The organism is Nocardia sp. NPDC051052 (assembly GCF_044456045.1).
Taxonomy (GTDB): Bacteria; Actinomycetota; Actinomycetes; order Mycobacteriales; family Mycobacteriaceae; genus Nocardia.
In genome coordinates this window covers 1-18731 of record NZ_JBITFL010000018.1, presented here as the reverse complement: position 1 = coordinate 18731, position 18731 = coordinate 1, and the positions used below count along the sequence as shown (strand labels likewise).

The 18731-nt window shown below is 58.4% G+C and carries 18 protein-coding genes; 11 read left to right on the top strand and 7 right to left on the bottom strand.

The window, feature by feature from the left end:
* Positions 1 to 158: 158 nt before the first annotated feature.
* Positions 159 to 677, bottom strand: a complete 519-nt coding sequence (locus tag ACIBCN_RS39795) for a hypothetical protein (protein ID WP_396997431.1) — start codon at positions 675 to 677, stop codon at positions 159 to 161.
* A gap of 771 nt (positions 678 to 1448) precedes the next feature.
* On the opposite strand from ACIBCN_RS39795, the gene ACIBCN_RS39790 reads away from it, so the two are divergent.
* The 7 genes from ACIBCN_RS39790 to ACIBCN_RS39760 all read left to right on the top strand — a co-directional run bounded on the left by ACIBCN_RS39790 (position 1449) and on the right by ACIBCN_RS39760 (position 7010).
* Positions 1449 to 1988: a DUF3558 domain-containing protein gene (locus tag ACIBCN_RS39790; protein ID WP_396997430.1), complete on the top strand. Its 540-nt coding sequence runs from the start codon at positions 1449 to 1451 to the stop codon at positions 1986 to 1988.
* Between the two features lie 34 nt (positions 1989 to 2022).
* Positions 2023 to 2448 (top strand): hypothetical protein, encoded by a 426-nt coding sequence (locus ACIBCN_RS39785; protein ID WP_396997429.1) that lies wholly within the window; start codon positions 2023 to 2025, stop codon positions 2446 to 2448.
* Between the two features lie 1311 nt (positions 2449 to 3759).
* The gene (locus tag ACIBCN_RS39780; RefSeq protein WP_396997428.1) at positions 3760 to 4536 is read left to right on the top strand and encodes an ESX secretion-associated protein EspG; all 777 of its coding nucleotides are present in this window, start codon (positions 3760 to 3762) and stop codon (positions 4534 to 4536) included.
* Between the two features lie 207 nt (positions 4537 to 4743).
* On the top strand, positions 4744 to 5460 hold the full coding sequence (locus tag ACIBCN_RS39775) for a hypothetical protein (RefSeq protein WP_396997427.1): 717 nt from the start codon (positions 4744 to 4746) through the stop codon (positions 5458 to 5460).
* Positions 5457 to 5768, top strand: coding sequence for a hypothetical protein (locus ACIBCN_RS39770; RefSeq protein ID WP_396997425.1), 312 nt, complete (start codon positions 5457 to 5459; stop codon positions 5766 to 5768). Before ACIBCN_RS39775 ends, ACIBCN_RS39770 begins: the two co-directional genes overlap by 4 nt.
* A gap of 19 nt (positions 5769 to 5787) precedes the next feature.
* Positions 5788 to 6600 carry a hypothetical protein gene (locus ACIBCN_RS39765; RefSeq protein ID WP_396997423.1) on the top strand — a complete coding sequence of 271 codons (813 nt, stop codon included), beginning with the start codon at positions 5788 to 5790 and terminating at the stop codon, positions 6598 to 6600.
* Entirely contained in the window at positions 6585 to 7010 is a 426-nt protein-coding gene (locus tag ACIBCN_RS39760; protein ID WP_396997422.1) for a hypothetical protein, read from the top strand. The genes ACIBCN_RS39765 and ACIBCN_RS39760 overlap by 16 nt, the downstream gene beginning before the upstream one ends.
* A gap of 455 nt (positions 7011 to 7465) precedes the next feature.
* Here ACIBCN_RS39760 and ACIBCN_RS39755 read toward each other — a convergent pair whose 3' ends face one another.
* The 3 genes from ACIBCN_RS39755 to ACIBCN_RS39745 form a co-directional block, all read right to left on the bottom strand.
* Entirely contained in the window at positions 7466 to 7699 is a 234-nt protein-coding gene (locus tag ACIBCN_RS39755; RefSeq protein ID WP_396997421.1) for a hypothetical protein, read from the bottom strand.
* Positions 7700 to 7782: 83 nt separating this feature from the next.
* Positions 7783 to 8136, bottom strand: coding sequence for a hypothetical protein (locus ACIBCN_RS39750; RefSeq protein WP_396997419.1), 354 nt, complete (start codon positions 8134 to 8136; stop codon positions 7783 to 7785).
* A gap of 327 nt (positions 8137 to 8463) precedes the next feature.
* On the bottom strand, positions 8464 to 8763 hold the full coding sequence (locus ACIBCN_RS39745; RefSeq protein WP_396997417.1) for a hypothetical protein: 300 nt from the start codon (positions 8761 to 8763) through the stop codon (positions 8464 to 8466).
* Positions 8764 to 9206: 443 nt separating this feature from the next.
* Here ACIBCN_RS39745 and ACIBCN_RS39740 point away from each other — a divergent pair, with 443 nt between their 5' ends.
* The 4 genes from ACIBCN_RS39740 (at position 9207) to ACIBCN_RS39725 (ending at position 13668) form a co-directional block, all read left to right on the top strand.
* Positions 9207 to 10097: a helix-turn-helix domain-containing protein gene (locus tag ACIBCN_RS39740; RefSeq protein WP_396997415.1), complete on the top strand. Its 891-nt coding sequence runs from the start codon at positions 9207 to 9209 to the stop codon at positions 10095 to 10097.
* Positions 10087 to 10296 (top strand): DUF397 domain-containing protein, encoded by a 210-nt coding sequence (locus ACIBCN_RS39735; protein WP_396997414.1) that lies wholly within the window; start codon positions 10087 to 10089, stop codon positions 10294 to 10296. The genes ACIBCN_RS39740 and ACIBCN_RS39735 overlap by 11 nt, the downstream gene beginning before the upstream one ends.
* 244 nt (positions 10297 to 10540) lie before the next feature.
* On the top strand, positions 10541 to 11365 hold the full coding sequence (locus tag ACIBCN_RS39730) for a DNA adenine methylase (RefSeq protein WP_396997412.1): 825 nt from the start codon (positions 10541 to 10543) through the stop codon (positions 11363 to 11365).
* Positions 11366 to 11403: 38 nt separating this feature from the next.
* Complete coding sequence (locus ACIBCN_RS39725) at positions 11404 to 13668, top strand: DGQHR domain-containing protein (protein WP_396997411.1); 2265 nt, start codon at positions 11404 to 11406, stop codon at positions 13666 to 13668.
* Between the two features lie 12 nt (positions 13669 to 13680).
* Here the strand turns inward: ACIBCN_RS39725 and ACIBCN_RS39720 are convergent, their stop codons facing one another.
* The 3 genes from ACIBCN_RS39720 to ACIBCN_RS39710 form a co-directional block, all read right to left on the bottom strand.
* Entirely contained in the window at positions 13681 to 14265 is a 585-nt protein-coding gene (locus ACIBCN_RS39720) for a DUF2637 domain-containing protein (protein WP_396997409.1), read from the bottom strand.
* A 497-nt stretch (positions 14266 to 14762) separates the two neighbouring features.
* Entirely contained in the window at positions 14763 to 15320 is a 558-nt protein-coding gene (locus ACIBCN_RS39715; protein WP_396997408.1) for a hypothetical protein, read from the bottom strand.
* Between the two features lie 1771 nt (positions 15321 to 17091).
* The gene (locus ACIBCN_RS39710) at positions 17092 to 17214 is read right to left on the bottom strand and encodes a hypothetical protein (protein ID WP_396997407.1); all 123 of its coding nucleotides are present in this window, start codon (positions 17212 to 17214) and stop codon (positions 17092 to 17094) included.
* Positions 17215 to 18731 lie beyond the last annotated feature (1517 nt).

Sequence of the window (18731 nt, the reverse complement as noted above, 5' to 3'; positions counted from 1 at the left end):
ATAACGCGCGGAGGCGGGGGGGGGGGGGGGCGGGGGGCCCCCCCCCCCCCCCCCCCCCCCCGGGCCGGGGGGGGGGGGGGGGGGGGCCGGGGGGGGGGGGGGGGGGGGGGGGGGCCCGGCCCCCGCCCCCCCCCCCCCCCCCCCCCCCGGGGAGGGGGTTACGCGGCGAGTCCCTGGGTGCCGACGCGTCGCACGGTGAACGGTGTCCCGCATTCACCGTTGTGCCACTCGGAAAAGAGGTGTCCCGCACACACGGCCAGGGTGTAGGGGTCGGGACCGGGATGCGGTTCGCCGAGCACCGCGACAATGCGGCGGCGGCAATGCCGCAACCGGGCCAGGATGCCGGTGATCTCGAACCGGCACCCCTCGACCGTGCAACCCCAACCCGACCCGCGATAGGCCAGCAGATCACCATGACGGGGGCAACCCAGCCACGGCAGCCCACACCGGCCCGCACGCGCCTTCACCGTCGCCGGACGCAACACCGCCCGTAACGCCGTATGCAACTCATCGATCGAGCCACCCAGCAACACCGCCAACTCACCCGGCGGCGGGCCATCCTGCAACTCGACCAGTTCCCGCAACCGCAACTCGGCGCTCTCGAGCCACGACACCCGCTCAGGCTGCCCCTGGTCGTCGGTGCCGAAAGTCGTGTCGGGACGGTGTTGTTTGGTCATTGTTTCTCCTGTGGTTGTAGAAACAGGCGTTCGAAACGAACGCCCTGGGCACGAACATCCCGGTAACTAGGTGACTCCGTGAAACACGCTCCTTTCCGACACATAGGCCGTGGCGAACTGTGTTCGTTCTTCCCTTCCTGGCTAGTCCGGCTTTGGTATTTGTTTCCCGTGCACCAAAGGGACTGGCACCTTCGGGTGTGTTTTTCGCCATCGGGTGATGAAGTTCGTTGTAAAGATTTCGTGCGGGGCTGAACGTCCGGAAACCCAGCCCGTTTCCGACGCCCGACCGGGACGAAAACGAGACACCCCCTGGACCGGGCGGTCTCGATGGGACTCCTTACACCCTTCGACTCCCGAATCGGCCCTCGTTTTCAACCTCCGCAGGAGCCGGGTACGCGGGGACAGGTGTTGTCCTCCTGTGCGAGGTAGTTGCAGTCGCCACCCCCGATTGCGACACCGGCGCGGAAACAACGCTTGTGTTGCCAAGCGATCTCGCAGCGAACGCACAGAACGGGAACAGGCACCCATGCACTCCGGGATTGAGCGAGCCCGTGGCCAGCCACCTGGAGATGCTGACGCCCTACGTGCGTGGCACCCCCTCCGTGTACATTTGATCCACACGTTGTGATGTCGCTCAATCTCTGAGGGCGGCGGCTACATCCGGAGGGGCGAGGGGTTGCGATGGTTTCCTGTGCACGGTCGCTCACTGTGCAACCGTCGGCGTGGACTGTGGCGAGACCACGGTGGCACCCCGCAGCGGTACGAGTAGCGGTGACGGTCTTCGCCGCCGGACTGGTATTGGCCGGGTGCGGATCATCTGGTGGCGGTACCGCCTCGACCGACACGCCAACGACGTCCGCCACTGCCAAGAACGTTCCGAGCGGGTTCGACCCGTGCACGGGTATTCCCGGAAGCGTGCTGGAGTCAGAGAAGCTCAAGTCCACCGGCCGGTCAGACGCCGATTCGCCAGATGGGGTGGCATGGCGAGGCTGCCAGTGGGTGATGCGCGGTGGTGATGGCTACGCGGCGAGCATCCGCACTACGAACCTGACTGTGCCGATGATTCGAACACGCAACTTTGCCGATACGCAGGAGTTCACACTTGCTGGCCGCGCGGCAATCTCGACGCGCCAGTTCGAAGGCCCTCACATTATGGAGGTCTGCGCGGTCAATGTGGAGATGCGTGGCGGCAGCCTGGAGATCAACTTGACCAATCCGCCCTCCGCCAAAGAGACCGGCCATCTTGACTCGTGTCAGCTTGCCCGGACGCTGGCGGAGAAGGTCATGCCCAGCGTGCCGACTGGTGCGTGACAGAGCTGATCGTACGTTCACGGGAGGGATGAACATGGCAGATGACCCGAAGCCGACGCCGCTAGCGAACCTGATCACCGAGGCCCGGGAGGGTCGGTTGACGGTGCGGATGAAGCCCGAGGAATTCGCCAAAATCGACCATGAGTGCACCCACTTCAAGGAAGTCATCCGGGCCGTTCAGCAGGACATGACTGCCATCTCCCAGGTTCAGACGTGGGGGTTCGGTGATCACCCAGGTTCAGGGTTGATGGGCGCGCCGTCGCTGGCGAAACAGTTCCGGGACAAAGCCCAGGGCGGCCCTGACTCGCACTACGAGGTTCTCGAGGAGCACCTCGGGGTGGTAGAGGACATCCGACAGCTGCATGAGGCGGTGCGGAATCGGTTGATGGAGCATGACGATGAATGGGCCGCTCGGTTTCGCACCGCGCTCGCATCTCTGGAACAGGAGCAGGGCCGGTGACGCCGAACGAGCCGTCCAGCGCCCTGTCTTTTGGCGACTGGCCGAGTTGTTGGATACATCCCGGTATCAAGCAGACCTTCGATAAGGTCGCCGCCGACCCGGCCCATGGTGCAGCGACGAAATACACTGAGGCCGGGGCTAAGTGGAGTCAAGGGCTGGAGACGTTCCGGCAGCGTATGCAGGCGACTATTGCATCCGCATGGGAGGGAGCCGCCGCTTCGGCATCAGTGGATGCGATCAAGCGATACACCGGCGAGGCGGACAAGCTGACCGGCACCTTCTCGGCGATGAGTGTGCACGTGAATAGTGCTGCGACCGCAGCAACCGACACCAAGAACGGTGTTCCGGAGTTGATCGGCGATCCTCCGTGGTACGACCTCGACGGATACCCATGGAACAGAGCGGTATTGGAAGGTCGCCGCAACGACGCCGAAGCCGAGGCTCGTGATGTGATGGCCCAACGCTACGTCGCCCCGTTCTCGCAGATCCACTCCGCGCTCCCCGTTTTGCCACACCCGACGAGCGTCGATCACCCACTAGACATATCTTCAACCCCTTCGGGCGATACCGGCACCAACACCGACACCGGCGGTAAACCGCCCGCTTCCAACAACTCTGGCGCACCCAACGCACCCCGGCCCGGAGACCACAACACGCCGAGCCCGTCAGAGACACCGGCCGAGCTTCCGACATCCACGGGACAGCCAGAGTCGACCGCGCCTGCTAGCACGTCGACGACGCCCGCTAGCACCTCGACCACGCCTACCGGCTACAGCCCGACGATAAGCCAGCCGTCACCGTCTACCGTCCCGGCAAGTACCACACCAACCTCCGCAACCCCGGACACGGTCACCGGATCTCCGAGCAGAACCTTTCGCCCTGGCAGCCCCGGTAGCCCTGGCGCGAACCCCTCGACCCCGCCTGGCCCCGGCCGCAGTATTCCGGGCGTCCCGGCAGTACCCGGCATCGTGCCTGCGGCAACTGCCGCTTCAGCGGCGGGCCGGGGCGCGCCCGGAACGCCGGGGATGACGGCACCGGGAATGGGTGGTGGGCGCGGCAAGGACGAGGAGTCAGAGCATGAGACTCCTGACTACCTGATCAACCGCAAGAACACCGAGGAACTCTTAGGTGCCTCGCACACGGTCATAAGCCCAGTGATTGGTGACGGGGTGCCAGCCGCGTCGACGGCGAAGGTTGAGGACAAACCAGCGCCAGGCAAGGCGACCAGCGAACCACCCGGTCCCCGACCGCGACCGAGACGGACCACCGGATAGCGACAGTCGCTCGCCGCAACGGTGAGCTTAGGGACGAATGACTACTGAATGGACTTGGGAGCCTGACGATTTCGCGGCATTCTGGTTTAGTGCTGCGGTCGACCGGTTTCCCCGACCACTCCATTTCCGCAGCCGCTTCACCAACGCCGAGGCGTTCCACACCCACCGCATCAGCGTTCGGGAGCGCAACAACGCCGAAGAGATGGAGAAAATCGAGCTCGCGGTCCACACCCTGACGACCTCCGACATTCGGATCGAAATCCTCGGCGGAACCACTAGACACAGCGATAGTCACAACAGGATGAAGGAGTACCGGATCGTCGGCGCTCGCAACCTTCACCACGCCGTGGTGCTTCGTCAAACCGCAACCGACGGCGAAGATGGGCCAATCCGACTATCCCTGTGCCGCACCGAGACTCTGGCTGCCGGCATCGTCCGCCTCATCCCGCCGTGTCCTCCAGGCGCCGACGCGCCTGCCACATTCCATTGCCGCGATGTCGATCAACGCGACGACAACTACTTTGAAGACGTTGCCCACAACGCGCCACGCGAGCAGTATCAGCGCCTAGTCGGCCGCCCCGCCGATGGCGGCGGCAGTGCCGGTCTGCTGGTCGGCTCGATACTCGGTCGCCCGCCTGCCCTGACCACGATCCGCTGGTACGACATCACCGACGACGGCCGCTACACCGAGCAACGGACCGTCGAACACATCACCGTCCGGCCATCGACACCCGCCGCGTTGTCCTCACTATTCACGGCATGGATCGACAAAGCCGCCCAGCGCCTCCAGGAAGACGCCGCCGATGCGTGGTAACGGCTTTTCCGAATTCCGAGAATGGACCATATATGAATGATGATGGAACCCGGCTGGACAGTCCGCCAAGGCTCTTGCAGGTGGAATCGGGATCGCGATGGGGCGTCGGTATGTGTTGGTCAATATCGATTTGGGAAATCACCCCGCCCACGACACTCGGATTTCGCTCTTGTTATAGAGGCATACACGATGGGAGGATCGACTCTGATGTTCGAAGATCTGCTTGATGATCTGGCAAGATTCCATGCCTATACACAGGAAATGGGCAAACTGTTGAAACAAGCGCAGGAGGCAGGCCCCGAGCGCGTTTCTGGATGTGATAGCACCGGGACAATCGAGATAACCCTCGATCGCTCGGGTAAGACAGTCGATATCAATATTTCGGACGACTGGGCGGAGCATCTACAAGCCGAACAGATTGCGCCAGGAATAATGACCGCAATTAAGAATGCCAACGCTGAACGGGTCGAGGCAACCATGCGTGATGTCGTCTCGGGCGACATCATGTCCAAGATGGATAATCTGCGAATCGAAGACATGGAGCCAACTCGCTTCGAGCTACCACAACCGACAGGCGGCCACCACCTCAGCGCAAGTCAACTCGCCAACGAAGCACTCCACATGATGGAGGGCGGGGCTGCCGATTCGCCGAGCCGATTCGTCGGCGTGCACGAAATCGACGATGAGGTGGATACCCGAGTCGAAATCGATGCCCGCAGTGCAATCGTAAATTGCAGCGTTTCGATGGCCTGGGGTCGAAATGTTTCCGGCAGCACTATCGCTTGGGCACTGAAACAGTCCTATGACGCTGCGCTCCACGCATTGAATACCGCAGACACCAGCCACCGAATATCGACCCTGATCACTGATGCTTTGGACACACTGATTACATCTCGCGATACACCGACAGGAGGATTCCAGTGAGTCCCACACCACAGGAACTGCAAGTAGCTACCGGCGCTCTCCGTAACGAAGCTCGCACCTGGACGGCAGAAGCCGATACGATGGGGGGTCTGAAAACCAAAATCGATGGCTTGGAATTCGGTCGAGTCGACGCTGGAATTTTTCAGGCTATTGTTGACAAACATGCCGATTTGGTTCATAAGCTTTCAGGACTCTGCCAGGAAGGCTCGCAGCGTTTCGAGGAGGTCGGCAGCACACTACAGATATGTGCAGATACGTACGATGCCGAAGACGCCGCCGGTAAACATACTTTCGAAACTTTATGGTGATTGGAATGAGGGGTTTGCAATGGATTTCGATGTAGCATCGTTCAATGAGATTATAAAGAAGCTCGAAGGCTATGTAGACGATATCGGGAAACAAATCAGCACCGGCATACCGAATGCTCGAAGTACCGCATTGGACGTTGACTGGGTTGACTGGACCCCCGGCTTGGTAAGCGTTATCAAAAAATGTGCCGAAAAGATGATCGAGGGATGCAAATGGATATGGGATAAGATTGTCGATATCTTGAAATCCGCTTGGGCGCCGGTGACGATGTTCACGCGCGCCCTCGACTGGTACGACGTCAAGGGCACCGCCTCCGGTGTGCAGAGCACACTTGACCCGAACAACCTTGAGGCAATTCGCTTGTGGAAAGGTGCGGCTCAGGTGTCGTACATGCGAACAGCCACCACACAGAGCGCGGCTGCAGGAAAAGTGGCCGATGCTGGGGATAAAACTGCACTTGTTTTAGTGACGGCGGCCGCCTCGGGACTCACTTTCTATGCCGGAATGGCTTTGATTACTTACCAATTCATTGCGGCATGCGTCGCCGAGATCGGACTTTTGTGCACAGGATTCGGCGCTCCGTTAAGCCTGGCGGGTTTTCTAGCTGATGCCGGGATCACTACGGCGGCAATCTGGGGCGCGGTGGCCGGAATCGCCACCCTCGTGGGAGGTCAAGCGACCGCGTTTGCCAACATAAACTCAACCGTTTCAGACAACAGCGGCTTCCCTCAGGGCGCGGACGGTAAAAAGCACTGGCCAGAATCGTTCGCGAATTCCTTCAGCGACGCATCCGTCGACGGAGACAAAGAGTCGAAATGGCGACTGAATTGAGTGAATACTCCTATGCGCAAGATCGTCAGGCCAAACTCAATCGCCGTGACCGAAGAATCCAGCCGTTCGCGTTCATGATTCCAAGCATATGTATGGCCTTTGTTGCTATCCGAATAATGGATGGCGCCGAATCCGCAATCTTGGCGACGATAATGATCTCAGTATTCGTGGTACAGGCGTGGGGTATCGTTGCTGGCTGGAATACAGTACCGACCGGTAAGTCGCGGATTGTCGTATGTTCGGCATTCTTGGCGGCCAGCCTTGCGGTTATCGGCTTGATCATAGCCGCGTTTGTGACGGCTGCCGTCGCACTGATACCGCTCCACTTCTATCTTTTATTCGGGTTGTGGTTGCAGGGATACTGGCATCTTTGGCACGGCGGCTCGCGCACTCCCCGTCAGACGCGGTAATACTTATCCGGCTGCGTTAGACTGCCGGGTAGCCCGGGGGAATGTCACCCGGGCTACCGCAGAACGGAGAGTGGCGGCGATGCGGGGGCCGCCTAAGCTTTAGTCGATAATCAGAAGTCGTTCAATCTGTTCGCCATCCTTTAGAAGAATGCTCTTTCCTGCCCGCTCCGCCTGATAAAGGACACTTCCGTAAGCAACGAGGCGTCTCACGGCCTCAGTTACGGTTACGCCTTGGATTGCGGAGTATTCCCGCAGCGCGGTGAGCGTGGATTGGGTCACGTTGACACTTAACCGCGTGAGCGCCGAACCATCACGCGACTGCGCCGGAACGGCGCTCTCGCACGTTGGGTCAGGTGTGTGAGTCATCTTCTGTTCGTTCTCTCGTAAGGGGTTCGGCGACGTGGAAACCCGGGGTAGGAAACTGATGTTTCAACTGACCTACCAAAATCAATTTACTAGGTGGGTGGGGTCTGCTTCTGAACCCGAGAGACGCGGATGATGTGGTATCCGTCTGGGCGTTCTATTCGGTAGCTGTACCTGTCGTGCACCAACGCCACGCCCTCCACTGCGGCCCCCGCTTCCAAGACCTCCACGCATTCGGCCAGCGTGCCCGTTCTTAGGTCCGTACCGCCCTCCCGGCCGTCGGCGGGTGGGTCTGGAATCATCTCGACCGCGTACAACTCGGTCACTTTCTCGCCTCGCCACGCGCGTTCGAGCACGATTAGAGCGATGCGAGAAACTATGTACCGCAAGGGATGTACCCAATTCCATCTCATTGCGATGGCCCTTTTGTTCGGCTGTCCCATCGTGAGGGGTGCAGCGACCAGCGGGCATGGGTGTCTTCGGGCATGACAGTGATCACGTCGACCATCTTCGTTAGATCGCTGGGGATGGTTCCGCCCTCGAAATGAGCTGCGCTGGGCACGATTACGGCCTCAGCGGCTGTCCGTCGAGCCACGTTGAGCAGAGCATCGATCGGGCGTTCCGTATCAGCGCCGAAAATGACTGTCTTCGTGAGGTTGTAGCCGAGTCGCTTTGCGAGACTCCGCATCTGGGTGTCGTGCCATGCTTGCGCCTCGCCAGACACGTCTTTACGGAGATAGCCCAGAGCTGCTGGCATGTTCATCACGGCCTCTTGTGTCGTTCACCGGGAACGTAGGTGGCGGGTACCAGCTTCCCGGCTTTTACGAGGGTGCCGAACGCGAACCTCTTGCAAGGGCAGAAGGTGATTCGGCATCCGCGATGGAACTGCATGAGTTTGTGAGCGGCAGCAACATCGATTGGCTCGGCTGGCTCGCTATGGTCTGCGATGATCGACTGGGCGTAGGCTCGGGCGAAGGCTGGATATAACATTTCTGTGTTTCCTCTTCGTAGGCGGTGCCTGCGTTCCGGTGGTGTCTCTTGCCGGACTGGCCGCTAGGACCTCTTCATGCGCAGCCATACGCAGGGCGGTTCAGTTCGTGATGGTGATTTCGAGGAGTCGGTCGAACAGATTTACGCCGTCTGGAATCTCGACGCCATCAAGGATGGAATCCAGGATCGGTGCGCGCACCAAACGGAGTGTGCCGCAAGATGTTTTGGCCGCGCTGGCGATGACTTCGTAGATCACTGTGGCGTATACGAGAGGGCGGGGAGCACGAAGTTTGACCCCACTACGTTCGAGCGCGCGCAGGCGTGTGTCGACTGCATTGATCACGTCCTGAAGGACTCTGATCTCAAGCTTTATGGCGGTTATCTCGTCCGGATCGTTCATCGCTAGTATCCAAAACTGTTGCGTGAGTTGGACTGTGGCCGCAATGCGCCCGTGTGAATCAGGAGCGTCTTAGCTTGGAGCTTGCGTGGACACGTAGTAACCGAGCAATCGATATGGTTCTGCATGACTCGATGCGCAATCTCAGGCGTCATGTTCGACAACACGCCGTGCGTGGTTGGCGGAAGGCTGTCCACCGCAAGCACCTCCGTACATCGACTTGGGGACATCGGGTGTGCCCGGCCCGACGGTCAAGAAGGTGTGGCGGCTCTGTCCGAGTTGTGAAGCCCCCTACCGAGCACACCCCAGTGCACCACTCCCGAAAGCCCAGGACCATACGTATCATGAATATTCAGCACAATTACCACGAAAGCCCAGCACCGTATCTACGATGAATCCTGGAAATATTCACAGCGAAGGTAGCCCCAGGTCGGAGGCATCTAGAGATGGCAGAAGCGGCAGGATCAACAGTCCCTCGAAGGCAGCTGGGTCGTCATCTGCGTGAGCTACGCACCTCTGTCGGCCTGACGATCGAGGCTGCGGCCGAGCTGATGCAGTGGAGCTTCACAATGCTGCAAAGACTCGAGAAGGGCCAGGTCGATAAGGTTCGCGACGTTGACGTGCGAGAGCTGTGCAGGATCTACGAGGCTGAACCGTCCGAGGTCGACGGGCTGATCGGCCTTGCGAGACAAGCAAGCCTGCCTGAGTGGTGGCACGCCTACGGCGATCTGATTCCTGAGAAGTTCGATGTATACATCGGGCTGGAGAATTCCGCGAAGCAGTTGACCATCTACCAGTCCGAACTAGTCCCTGGTCTGCTGCAATCGCCCCAATACGTCCGAGTCTCGATTGCTGTCGGGCGGCGCACCGACAGCGCAGAAGAGATCGAACGACGCGTTCAACTGCGTCTCAAGCGGCAGTCGCTGGTGACTCGCTCAGTCGAACCAGTGCAACTGGACGTGGTGCTTCACGAGTGCGTGCTACGGCAAGTAGTTGGCTCGCGAAAGGTGATGGAGGAACAGTGCAAGGCGCTGGTCGATGCCAGCCTGTTGCCGAACGTGAGTCTGCGAGTTCTGCCGTTCGATGCGGGCTATCCAACCGGCGCACAGATCGGTCCCTTCACCATCCTTTCGTTCGGAGCGGACGCGAAGGGGCACGCCCTGGAACCGCCGGTGGTGTACGTGGAGGGCTTCACCGGTGCGCTCTACCAAGACAGACCCAGAGCCGTTGAGCAGTATGGTGATGGTCATAGAGTCCTCCGTGGGGCCGCTTTGGATGAACAGGCAAGCCGGAGGAAGCTCCGGGAGCTAGTGAAGGAGTTTGGGCGTGAGCGTTGACCTGTCCGGGGCGCGGTGGTTCAAGAGCAGCCACAGCGGATCAAACCAAGACTGTGTAGAGGTCGCACATCTGGAACAGGGACATGTCGGTATCCGGGACTCCAAGGATCCCACCGGCCCGGCCCTGGTCTTCGCTCCAAGCGAGTGGGATGCGTTCGTTTCCGGTGCCCAAGGGCGCGAGTTCGACCGCCCTGCCTGACTGGGCCTAAGGAAAGCCCCAGACCAGTTGCTCGACAACAGGTTTGGGGGCTTTCGTGCTCTGTAGTTCTTCGTCCCGGCGATGCGGTCTGGTGCTGCTCCTGGCGGTGTGTGTGGCCCGTAGCACGCTCGGTCTGGTAATACGCCCACATCTTGCCGTGTTCTCTTGCTATTCTTTGCAGCCTAACGCTTTTCGGTCGAGATGGCGCAAGGTAGAGCCAAACCAACTACATATGAGGGGGAGCGTGCATAACTTTGAACACACTGAACCGATCCTTCGTTGGGCCGGTGGAAAGCGTTGGCTGCTGCCGACTATTAGAAAAATTCTAAACGATACTGCGGTCAACAATTATCATGAGCCATTCCTCGGCGGCGCTGCGATATTTCTCGGCACCCCGCATTTAGGCAGGACCTTCCTTGCGGATGCAAATTCCGACCTAATCGAAGTATATAAGTGTATTCGAGACGATTATGAAGCTGTATCGAAGACCCTTGCTAATCACGTCAACACTGCTGAGCACTATTATGAGGTACGCGGCAATGTGCCTGAGTCGACAAGAGAGCGTGCCGCCAGGTTTATTTTTCTGAATCACACGTCATATAATGGAATATATCGAGTCAATCTTGCCGGGAAGTACAACGTTCCATATGGTCGTAGGAAGCACTTGCGAATCCCAACGCTTGAGACGTTAAAGACGCTCTCTTGTCGATTGCAAGATGTCAGCCTCAAGGCAGAAGATTTTGAACTGTGTTTAGATAATATCGGGCCGGGAGATTTGGTATTTCTGGATCCGCCGTACACGGTTGCACACAACAGTAATGGCTTTGTGAGATACAACCAGAAGCTGTTCTCTTGGGAGGATCAACGTAGGCTGAGCAATCTTGTCGATAAGATCAAGAAAGCGGATTCATACTACATCCTATCGAATGCTGCGCATGACTCGATCGCAGAACTGTTCGACAAAGGCGACCGCCTAATTGTGACGAAACGAAAGAATGCAGTTGGTGGTTTATCTTCAGAAAGAGGATATGCGTCGGAGTTTCTGTTTACAAATGTGGGGGCAGTATGACTACTGGCCCGAGAGATCAACAGGATATAGAACGTTACATGCTGCCCGTCAAGAGTATACCGGCGGAAGCGCGGCGTAGATTTTCACCTTATCACATGAAGTCGGTTTCATTCTCCGCAGTCGATGAATTTGAGAATGACGGCTGGCTGAAAGATAAAGTGATGAAAACTACGGTTAAGATGAGAAAGCCGAAGAGTGCTTCTGAGCGCTTTCTTGACCGAGTATGGGCTACTCTGGCCAAGCTGGGATTTAATCAGATAAGTAACGAAGCGGGCGCCACCCCTTGGCTGTCGGAATCGAGTACGCGCACTATTGATATTTTTGCGGCAGACGAGGAAGTCGCCCTCATAGTGTTATGTCGATCGTTCGACGAAAGTAAGATTCAAAACTTTAGAGCTGACATTGAATTCCTGGAACAGCATCGGAATAGAATTATTTCGCGAGTCAGGGCTGAATACCCGGGACGTAAGACAAGACTCATTCTGGCCACCAGTAATTGCGAGGTAACCCCTCAGGCTCTGAAAGCATTGGATGAGGCGAAGATATCTTATATGGACGAAGATATAATAGACTATTACCTTGGGCTAACCAGCCACTTAGGAAAGGCCGCCAAGTATCAATTGCTTGGAAGTTTATTTGCTAATCAGAAGATCTCTGAGCTAGAACCTCGTGTTTCTGCCATAGAGGCTCGCATGGGCGGCCACACGTATTACTCGTTCGTGATCGAGCCGGAGCGCTTGCTGAAGTTGGCATATATTCTACATCGAACGAAGGCAAATCAGGGCTTGATGCCAACCTACCAGAGGCTTATCAGACGGCCGCGACTCGTTGCAATTTCGAAGTTCGTCGAGAATGGCGGATTCTTTCCTAATTGTCTGATTCTGAATATCGATTCCGGCAGGCGTGGTGGCCTCCGTTTCGATCTGGCAGGAGGCCAAGTTCCGGGTGCGATGAGCCGTCTTGGCACCTTGTATCTCCCGCAAACATATCGCGCTGCCTATGTTATTGACGGACAGCATAGGTTGTACGGCTACGCTAACTCGAAGCGCGCCGGATCTGATCTTATACCCGTGGTAGCATTTGTCGATCTTGACCGTGCGGAGCAGGTTCGTCTGTTTATGCAGATAAATGAAAATCAGCAGGCTGTACCGAAAAATCTTCGAAATACTCTAAATGCCGATCTACTCTCCGATTCTCCAGATCTCCGAGAAAAAGTTCGATCATTGGTCCTGCAAATAGCTCAGCATCTTGGGGAATCGAGATCTTCACCCTTGTATGGACGGGTCTTGGTGGGGGAAAGTGCTAAGTCGCCAATCCGATGCATAACGATCGATGCTGTTCGGCGAGGTATTGAACGCGCAAACTATCTCGGCACTTTCGGTAAATTAGAAGTTCGGCGTGCGGGGACATTCTATCTCGGCGCGAATGATTTGACTCTTGGGCCGCTGGTAGAGTTTCTTGAACTTTGCCTAGGCTATGTTCGGGATGGGCTACGGAGTCAATGGGAGCTCGGCAGCGCCGAGGGTGGATTTGTATTCATAAACAACGGCGTCGAGTCTTTGTTGAGAATATTCAGTGATACGGTAGATCATGTCGTCGGCGGCCGCGAGTCGTCACCTTTCTCAATGGACTCGGGTAGAGTATTCGAAAATATCACATTTCTTCTAGACCCCATGGTAGCTCATTTGCAGGGACTGTCATCTGAAGAGCGTCTAGAGTACCGGAAGCAATATGGATCGGGGGGCAGCACTCGATATTGGCGGCGATTGCAGATGGCTATTCATGAGGCCGTTCCAGCGTTCAATCCCCCTGGGCTTGACGAATATCTTGCGAACGAGACGAAGCAGTTCAATACGGAATCTACCGATATGGTGAGGGAGCTTGAGTTATTTCTTAAGCTTGACGTTAGGAGCCGTCTTGAAGATGAGTATGGAAGCAAGTGGTTCAAGACTGGAGTCCCCAGAGCGGTTCAATTGTCGGCCGGAAGAATGGCCGTCGACAAGAATGCGGAACGTGACGTCGGGCAAGAGGTGGAGCCATGGGATTGCTTGTACCTTCTCGACTATCAGCGGATATTGACCCACGACCACGCTAGATGGAAAAATATCTTCGAAAAAAGATATACGAAGCCGGGAGACGAGCATGCTCGTGGCTCCTGGAAAGAGCGAGCAAATTGGATCGACAAGCTAAATTCGATTAGGAACGAAATCTTTCACGGAGGATCCGTGAAAGAGAGTGACTACGAATATCTCGTGACTTTGACAACCTGGCTGGTCGAGGGAAAGGTCGACAACGACCTGTAGTTTGTTAGTGATCTATCCCGACTCACGCCATTGTCGTAGCACCCGCCGACCGTAGTTGTTCGTCCCTGCGACCCGATCCAATTCGGCCCCGGTTGGTGTCCGCCCGTTGGCGCGTTCCGTCTGGTAGTACGCCCACATCTTCTGTTCGGCAGTCGGTTTCATATCGCACCGAGGCCAATCTGAGGGAACGGTGAGACGGTCTGGATGCTCGGTCTCGCTGGTCTCGTTCCTGGTGCCGCCGGTGGTCTCGGCGCGGCGGTGCTTAAGCGCGTGGTTGAGCAGTTCGACCGAAATCAGCAGTGCGAGCGGCGGGCACGCGGCCACGGTGATAGCAAACAGGTTCAGCGCGGGAGCAGCGGCGATGTTTGCACATAGTGACAAGGTGATCCCAAAGACGAACGCCAGCCACGCCGACCACCGACCACCGCTGCGGCGCTCTGTGCCCGTCTGCCACAGCTCAACCGTGGCCGTCATCATCATGCCGTCGACGATCAGCGGCCATAGGCCCGCCGTGATGTCGTCCGCGCCGAACCGGAGTGCGAATGCCCGCCCGTGCCTGTAGGAGGCGTAGGCCGCGCCGACGCAAACCAACGTCACTGACGCAGACTGTATCCAGAGCGCGCAGTTCGCCCGAGACGCGCGGCGATTCTGGTCGATGGTTCCCCTCAGTGTTCACCGCCCGAGGCCATGCGACGGGTGCCCACCGGCTTGATCTGGATCTCCGCCCCTTCCACCGTCAGAGTGTTCGGGTTCTGAGGCGTTAGGTCCACCAAAATCCCAGCTCAGGCTGGGATTTTTGGTTTCCAGGCCACCTCAATGCCTCCGAACATCCAATTGGTTCGGCAACGTAGCCGTCCGGCACGCCGAGGCTTGGTTCCCTACTGCTGACCGCCGCCCCGCGGTTCGTCGACCACACTCGGTGCTTGTTCCGCCGACGGTTGATAATTCACAGTCCGGGCTACGGATCCGAATCGAGCTACGAGGGCCGCATTCGACCATGCGACGGTCAAACTGCCTGTATGGCATCGAGACGAGGACCGGCCGCTCGTTGACCGTTACCTAGAAGCCAAGCGGCAATGTTGAGCCAGTTAGGCTTAGGCGTCAATCCCGATGTCGGCGCGCGCAGCGGCAACCAAGCGATCTTCGGCGGCGTATACCGCGTCCATTTTTGCCAGCCAATCGGTCCTTTCCGCCGTGTCCTCTTCAGCGGATTTCTGCTCGTTGATGAGTCGAGTTTGGCGGGTCGCTGACGCGGAAATAGCCGCGCCGAGCGCTTCGCCGAGCTCGCTGCTTTTGCTTGCTAATTCGTCGGTCGAAAGCAGCAGAAGAGTTTTGGCCGCAGAATCCATCTCGAACGCCCGAGCGCAGAATTTGTTGAAGTTAGGTAATATTTCTTCTTCTCGCCAGTAGATGTGTAAGTAGAGCTGCCGGTAGACGTCGTTCGATAGCTTGAGAGCGTCCGCAACTGTCGACACGACTGCATCGCGTCGCCACTTCTCGTGCTCGCGCAGCTCAGCTGCTGCATTGGTAGCTTCTACGTTGCGCTGCCCCGCTTTGATGGCATGGCGGTTAGTCTGGTTGTTGATGAGGACCCCAACGAAGGCGACCGTCGCGACGGCCAAGGCGCTGAACAGCGGAAGCCACGGAGTCACGACGCAATTGTCCCACCGTGACATGGTCTTGTCCGTCGATCTATCGGTTCGCGCTTTTCGGTATGCCACGGAGGCAGAGTGCTGGATTGGCTTACTCCCGCGCCAATCCAAGCCATCGGCATCGCGATCGCCTCGGTGGTCGGAGTCGTCACTGCTCGGTAACCGCGGGAGGTCGAGAAGCTACGCGGTCGCGTCGACGCACTGGAGACACAGGCCGCGAACGGCCACAAGCTGATCCGAACGGCGAGGCGCGTGATCCGGTCGCTGCTAGCCGACCGCGATGCCTTGCTGCACTTGATCAGCGTGTACCTATCTGGGTCTGCACCACCGACCATGCGTACCGTCATCCCCGAGGATTTCAACGTGCAGATATGGTTCCCTTGCAATTCATTTCGTAGCGACGACGGTGGCCTAGTCATAGACTCTGCCGCGTGAGCGAGCAGAATCCTTCTGCGGGGGGCGATCGTCAGAATCAGCCTGGTCCGCAACCACCTTCACGACAACAAGGCAGCCCCCCGCCAGGACCTGGACCGGCACATCGAAGCAGAATCCGCGACATCGGGCCAGCATGGATCACTGCCACTTCCGGCCTGGTCCTGGCTCTCGCCACCTTTGCGGGGGTCTTCGTGGGACGGGCAACTGCGCCCGCGAACCCGAGCCCCGCCCCAACCATCGCCTCTGCAGTCCCGACTACCGCCGCCGCCTCCCCTGGGGCGACGACCGCTACGAGCAGACCTCAGGCAACGGCGGCCTCCGAGGTTGCACTAGGCACTGCACTGATTGAAGGCTGTCCAATAGCTCTCGCCTACCATTACAACCTGCCTATTGGCGTGACTTCCGAATGTCCATTCCCGACCAAGGACGACGGCCCTGGTATTGGATGGGATTCATACAACTTGTGGGCTAACGGCAAGTCGACGTTGGCCAGACTGGACAGCGCTCCAGCCAGCTACGACGCATGTAGGAAGAATACTCGATATATCCCAGCTGTTTCTCAACCTGCTGCTGGTGATGTCATTTGTTATGTGGGCAAGGGCGTCGTCGCTGCGATTACTTTTACTGGAGGTAAGTCGGCGTCGATTGCAGATTTTACGATCACGATCTGGCAAGGAACTCCGTAAGAAACCGCGAAGTCGACGAGCTCACGAATAACAAAGGAGGTGTCGATTTATCGCCGCCAGCGGGACAGATCGTCTCGGTGCCGTGCCTGGCTATGGACCTAGGAATAGCCGCTCGCAAGGCACCCGTGTGAGCTGTGGTGTCACGCCTTTGTCGAAGCCGATTCTGATCAGGTCTGACCCGAGCTCGCGTTCCCGGTCGGCAGCGAGGTCCGCGGCAGCAGTCATGCATGCGCGATAGTCCATTCCCCAAGTACCATACATGCGCGTCCAACTTGCTCGGGTTGGGCGATTCCCTCTTCTCCGGCATATGGAATGCCTTGGTCGAAATATATGAAAAAGCCCCGCACGTCCGTCATTCATCGGCTCCGCGGGGCTCTGTTGATATCCACCGTTGGCTCGTCGCGCTGGAAGAAGCGGAGAGCTTGACACCTGAGCAGGTCCAAGCCCATCGGCTCGTACATGCTTGCATCCGCGACCTGATGCACATCGGAGGCCAGCAAACACCCGGGTTGACTGAGTTTGCCCGCCGCGCTGGCCTTGCTGCGTAAGCGAGGTGTGTTTGGTAACTGACGAGGTCTCGTCCGTCGTCAGCGGCACCCGGGTGGCGTGCCGCTGATGTCACTGTCGCCTAGGTCGTGTTTCGAAAGTCGTCACCGTAGCCATAGGTCGATAGCGGCGATGTGGATGGTGGCCAGGTAGCGGACGGCGAGTTTGTCGTATCTGGCTGCCAGCGCACGGTTTTGCTTGAGTTGCAGCAGCAGAATTCTGAACATTAGTTCAGCTATCTGGTTGTTGCGGAGCAAGGCCGTGGGTTCGAGTAACGTGACATTCCTCCACTCGTTAGAAAGCCGCAGGTCAAAGACCTGGCTTTTTTAATCGATTATTCCAGAGTGGTTGATCGCATGCCTGACCTGCGGCGATGGTTGGGGGTCGGGGTTTGAGTTAGATCTCTGGCATCCAACTGGTCGAAGCGGTGTGAACGCAGGGCCACTACTTGCTTATTGTCAGTGGGCGCTTTAGGTGATAGATCGGAAGGATGGCCTGCTAGCCAGCGAGCGGCGTGCTGGCGGACGATCCGCGGCGGCCGGAGGAATTGATCTGTTGCTCCGAACCCGTTGCGCCGTTCGACTCGAGCCGATCTCGCGGTTGGGTTTGGCCGCCGGTGATCGGCCGCAGTCCGCTCAGCTTCGCTTCCGCCCCGTAATGGGTGGCGACGGTAGTCCGCTCGACAGAGGCGATACCGGCGGCATCGCGCACCGAACCGGTGGAAGGCGACACGAAAACGTCAGCGCGCCAGCGCGATCAGGATGTCAGCAGGCTTCGGCCTCCGATAACCAGTACTGGACCAAGTTCGATCAGCACTCGAGTTGCGCAACCCGTGGCAGATGGCGCTCAAACGGGCCAGCGTGTCCGTCGGCAAGCCGTTGACCGCACAGCTCGATCCGTTCGAGTTCGAAGTCCGTAGCCCTGGGGGATCACGGTTGCTCATCCAGGCTGGATGCTTGCTCGTCTGCGAAGCCGCTGGTGGATTGAGTACCGCGCACAGGTCACGGATCGCGAGGAGCGCGGCCTGGCAGGAGCGCAGTAGCTCCGCGACCGCGAGCGGCACTGATTCGCAGCCTGGAGCACTAGAACGATCAGGGTGATGTGCACGATTGCTTCGGTCATGCGACTACCGTCGGTGCGCTGACCGTTCGGACGCATTCGGCGAGGAGAAGCCGCCGAAACGACCTGGTACTCAAGAAGAGACGCGCATATCGTCCTAACGAAATCGAACGGCAACTGGTAGGTGGCACGGCTTGAGAATCGATCCCGAACGCATCAGCACCCGCACTGACCTACGCGCCGCCCTCAAGGCCCTCCATGACCGCGACGGGCGTTCGTATCATCAAGTCGCGGCCGATTCGGGCGTAGGTGTTGCTTCGGTCTATGCCTGGATCAATGTGACCACAGGTTTTAGTTGTCACCGATGACGCCGACGACCTGGACCGTTAATCGGTGTTACAGGCGACGGTTGTCACCGAATACAGGTTGTAGTTGTCACCGCCGCCGGGCTGCCCGGCAAGCGGCCTGCTGGTAGTGGGAAGTTTCGAGGTGCAGTTGGCGGCTGTTCCCAGATCTTCTCGGCGGCTGGGTACGTGATCCGGATCGGTGACCTTGCGGACGCACCATAAGTAGGCTCCCCTACTTATTTAGGAACGATGCGGTCGCCAGGCCGGCGTCGTTCCGGTCTGGGTGCGGTGACTCCTTTGGCTCCCCATGGTCCTCGAGTCCTTCATAGAGGCCGCGG

Coding starts and splice junctions, on each gene's coding strand:
- ACIBCN_RS39795 (WP_396997431.1), bottom strand. CDS start 677: ATGACCAAACAACACCGTCCCGACACGACTTTCGGCACCGACGACCAG.
- ACIBCN_RS39785 (WP_396997429.1), top strand. CDS start 2,023: ATGGCAGATGACCCGAAGCCGACGCCGCTAGCGAACCTGATCACCGAG.
- ACIBCN_RS39780 (WP_396997428.1), top strand. CDS start 3,760: ATGACTACTGAATGGACTTGGGAGCCTGACGATTTCGCGGCATTCTGG.
- ACIBCN_RS39775 (WP_396997427.1), top strand. CDS start 4,744: ATGTTCGAAGATCTGCTTGATGATCTGGCAAGATTCCATGCCTATACA.
- ACIBCN_RS39765 (WP_396997423.1), top strand. CDS start 5,788: ATGGATTTCGATGTAGCATCGTTCAATGAGATTATAAAGAAGCTCGAA.
- ACIBCN_RS39760 (WP_396997422.1), top strand. CDS start 6,585: ATGGCGACTGAATTGAGTGAATACTCCTATGCGCAAGATCGTCAGGCC.
- ACIBCN_RS39750 (WP_396997419.1), bottom strand. CDS start 8,136: ATGAACATGCCAGCAGCTCTGGGCTATCTCCGTAAAGACGTGTCTGGC.
- ACIBCN_RS39745 (WP_396997417.1), bottom strand. CDS start 8,763: ATGAACGATCCGGACGAGATAACCGCCATAAAGCTTGAGATCAGAGTC.
- ACIBCN_RS39740 (WP_396997415.1), top strand. CDS start 9,207: ATGGCAGAAGCGGCAGGATCAACAGTCCCTCGAAGGCAGCTGGGTCGT.
- ACIBCN_RS39725 (WP_396997411.1), top strand. CDS start 11,404: ATGCTGCCCGTCAAGAGTATACCGGCGGAAGCGCGGCGTAGATTTTCA.
- ACIBCN_RS39710 (WP_396997407.1), bottom strand. CDS start 17,214: ATGTTCAGAATTCTGCTGCTGCAACTCAAGCAAAACCGTGCGCTGGCA.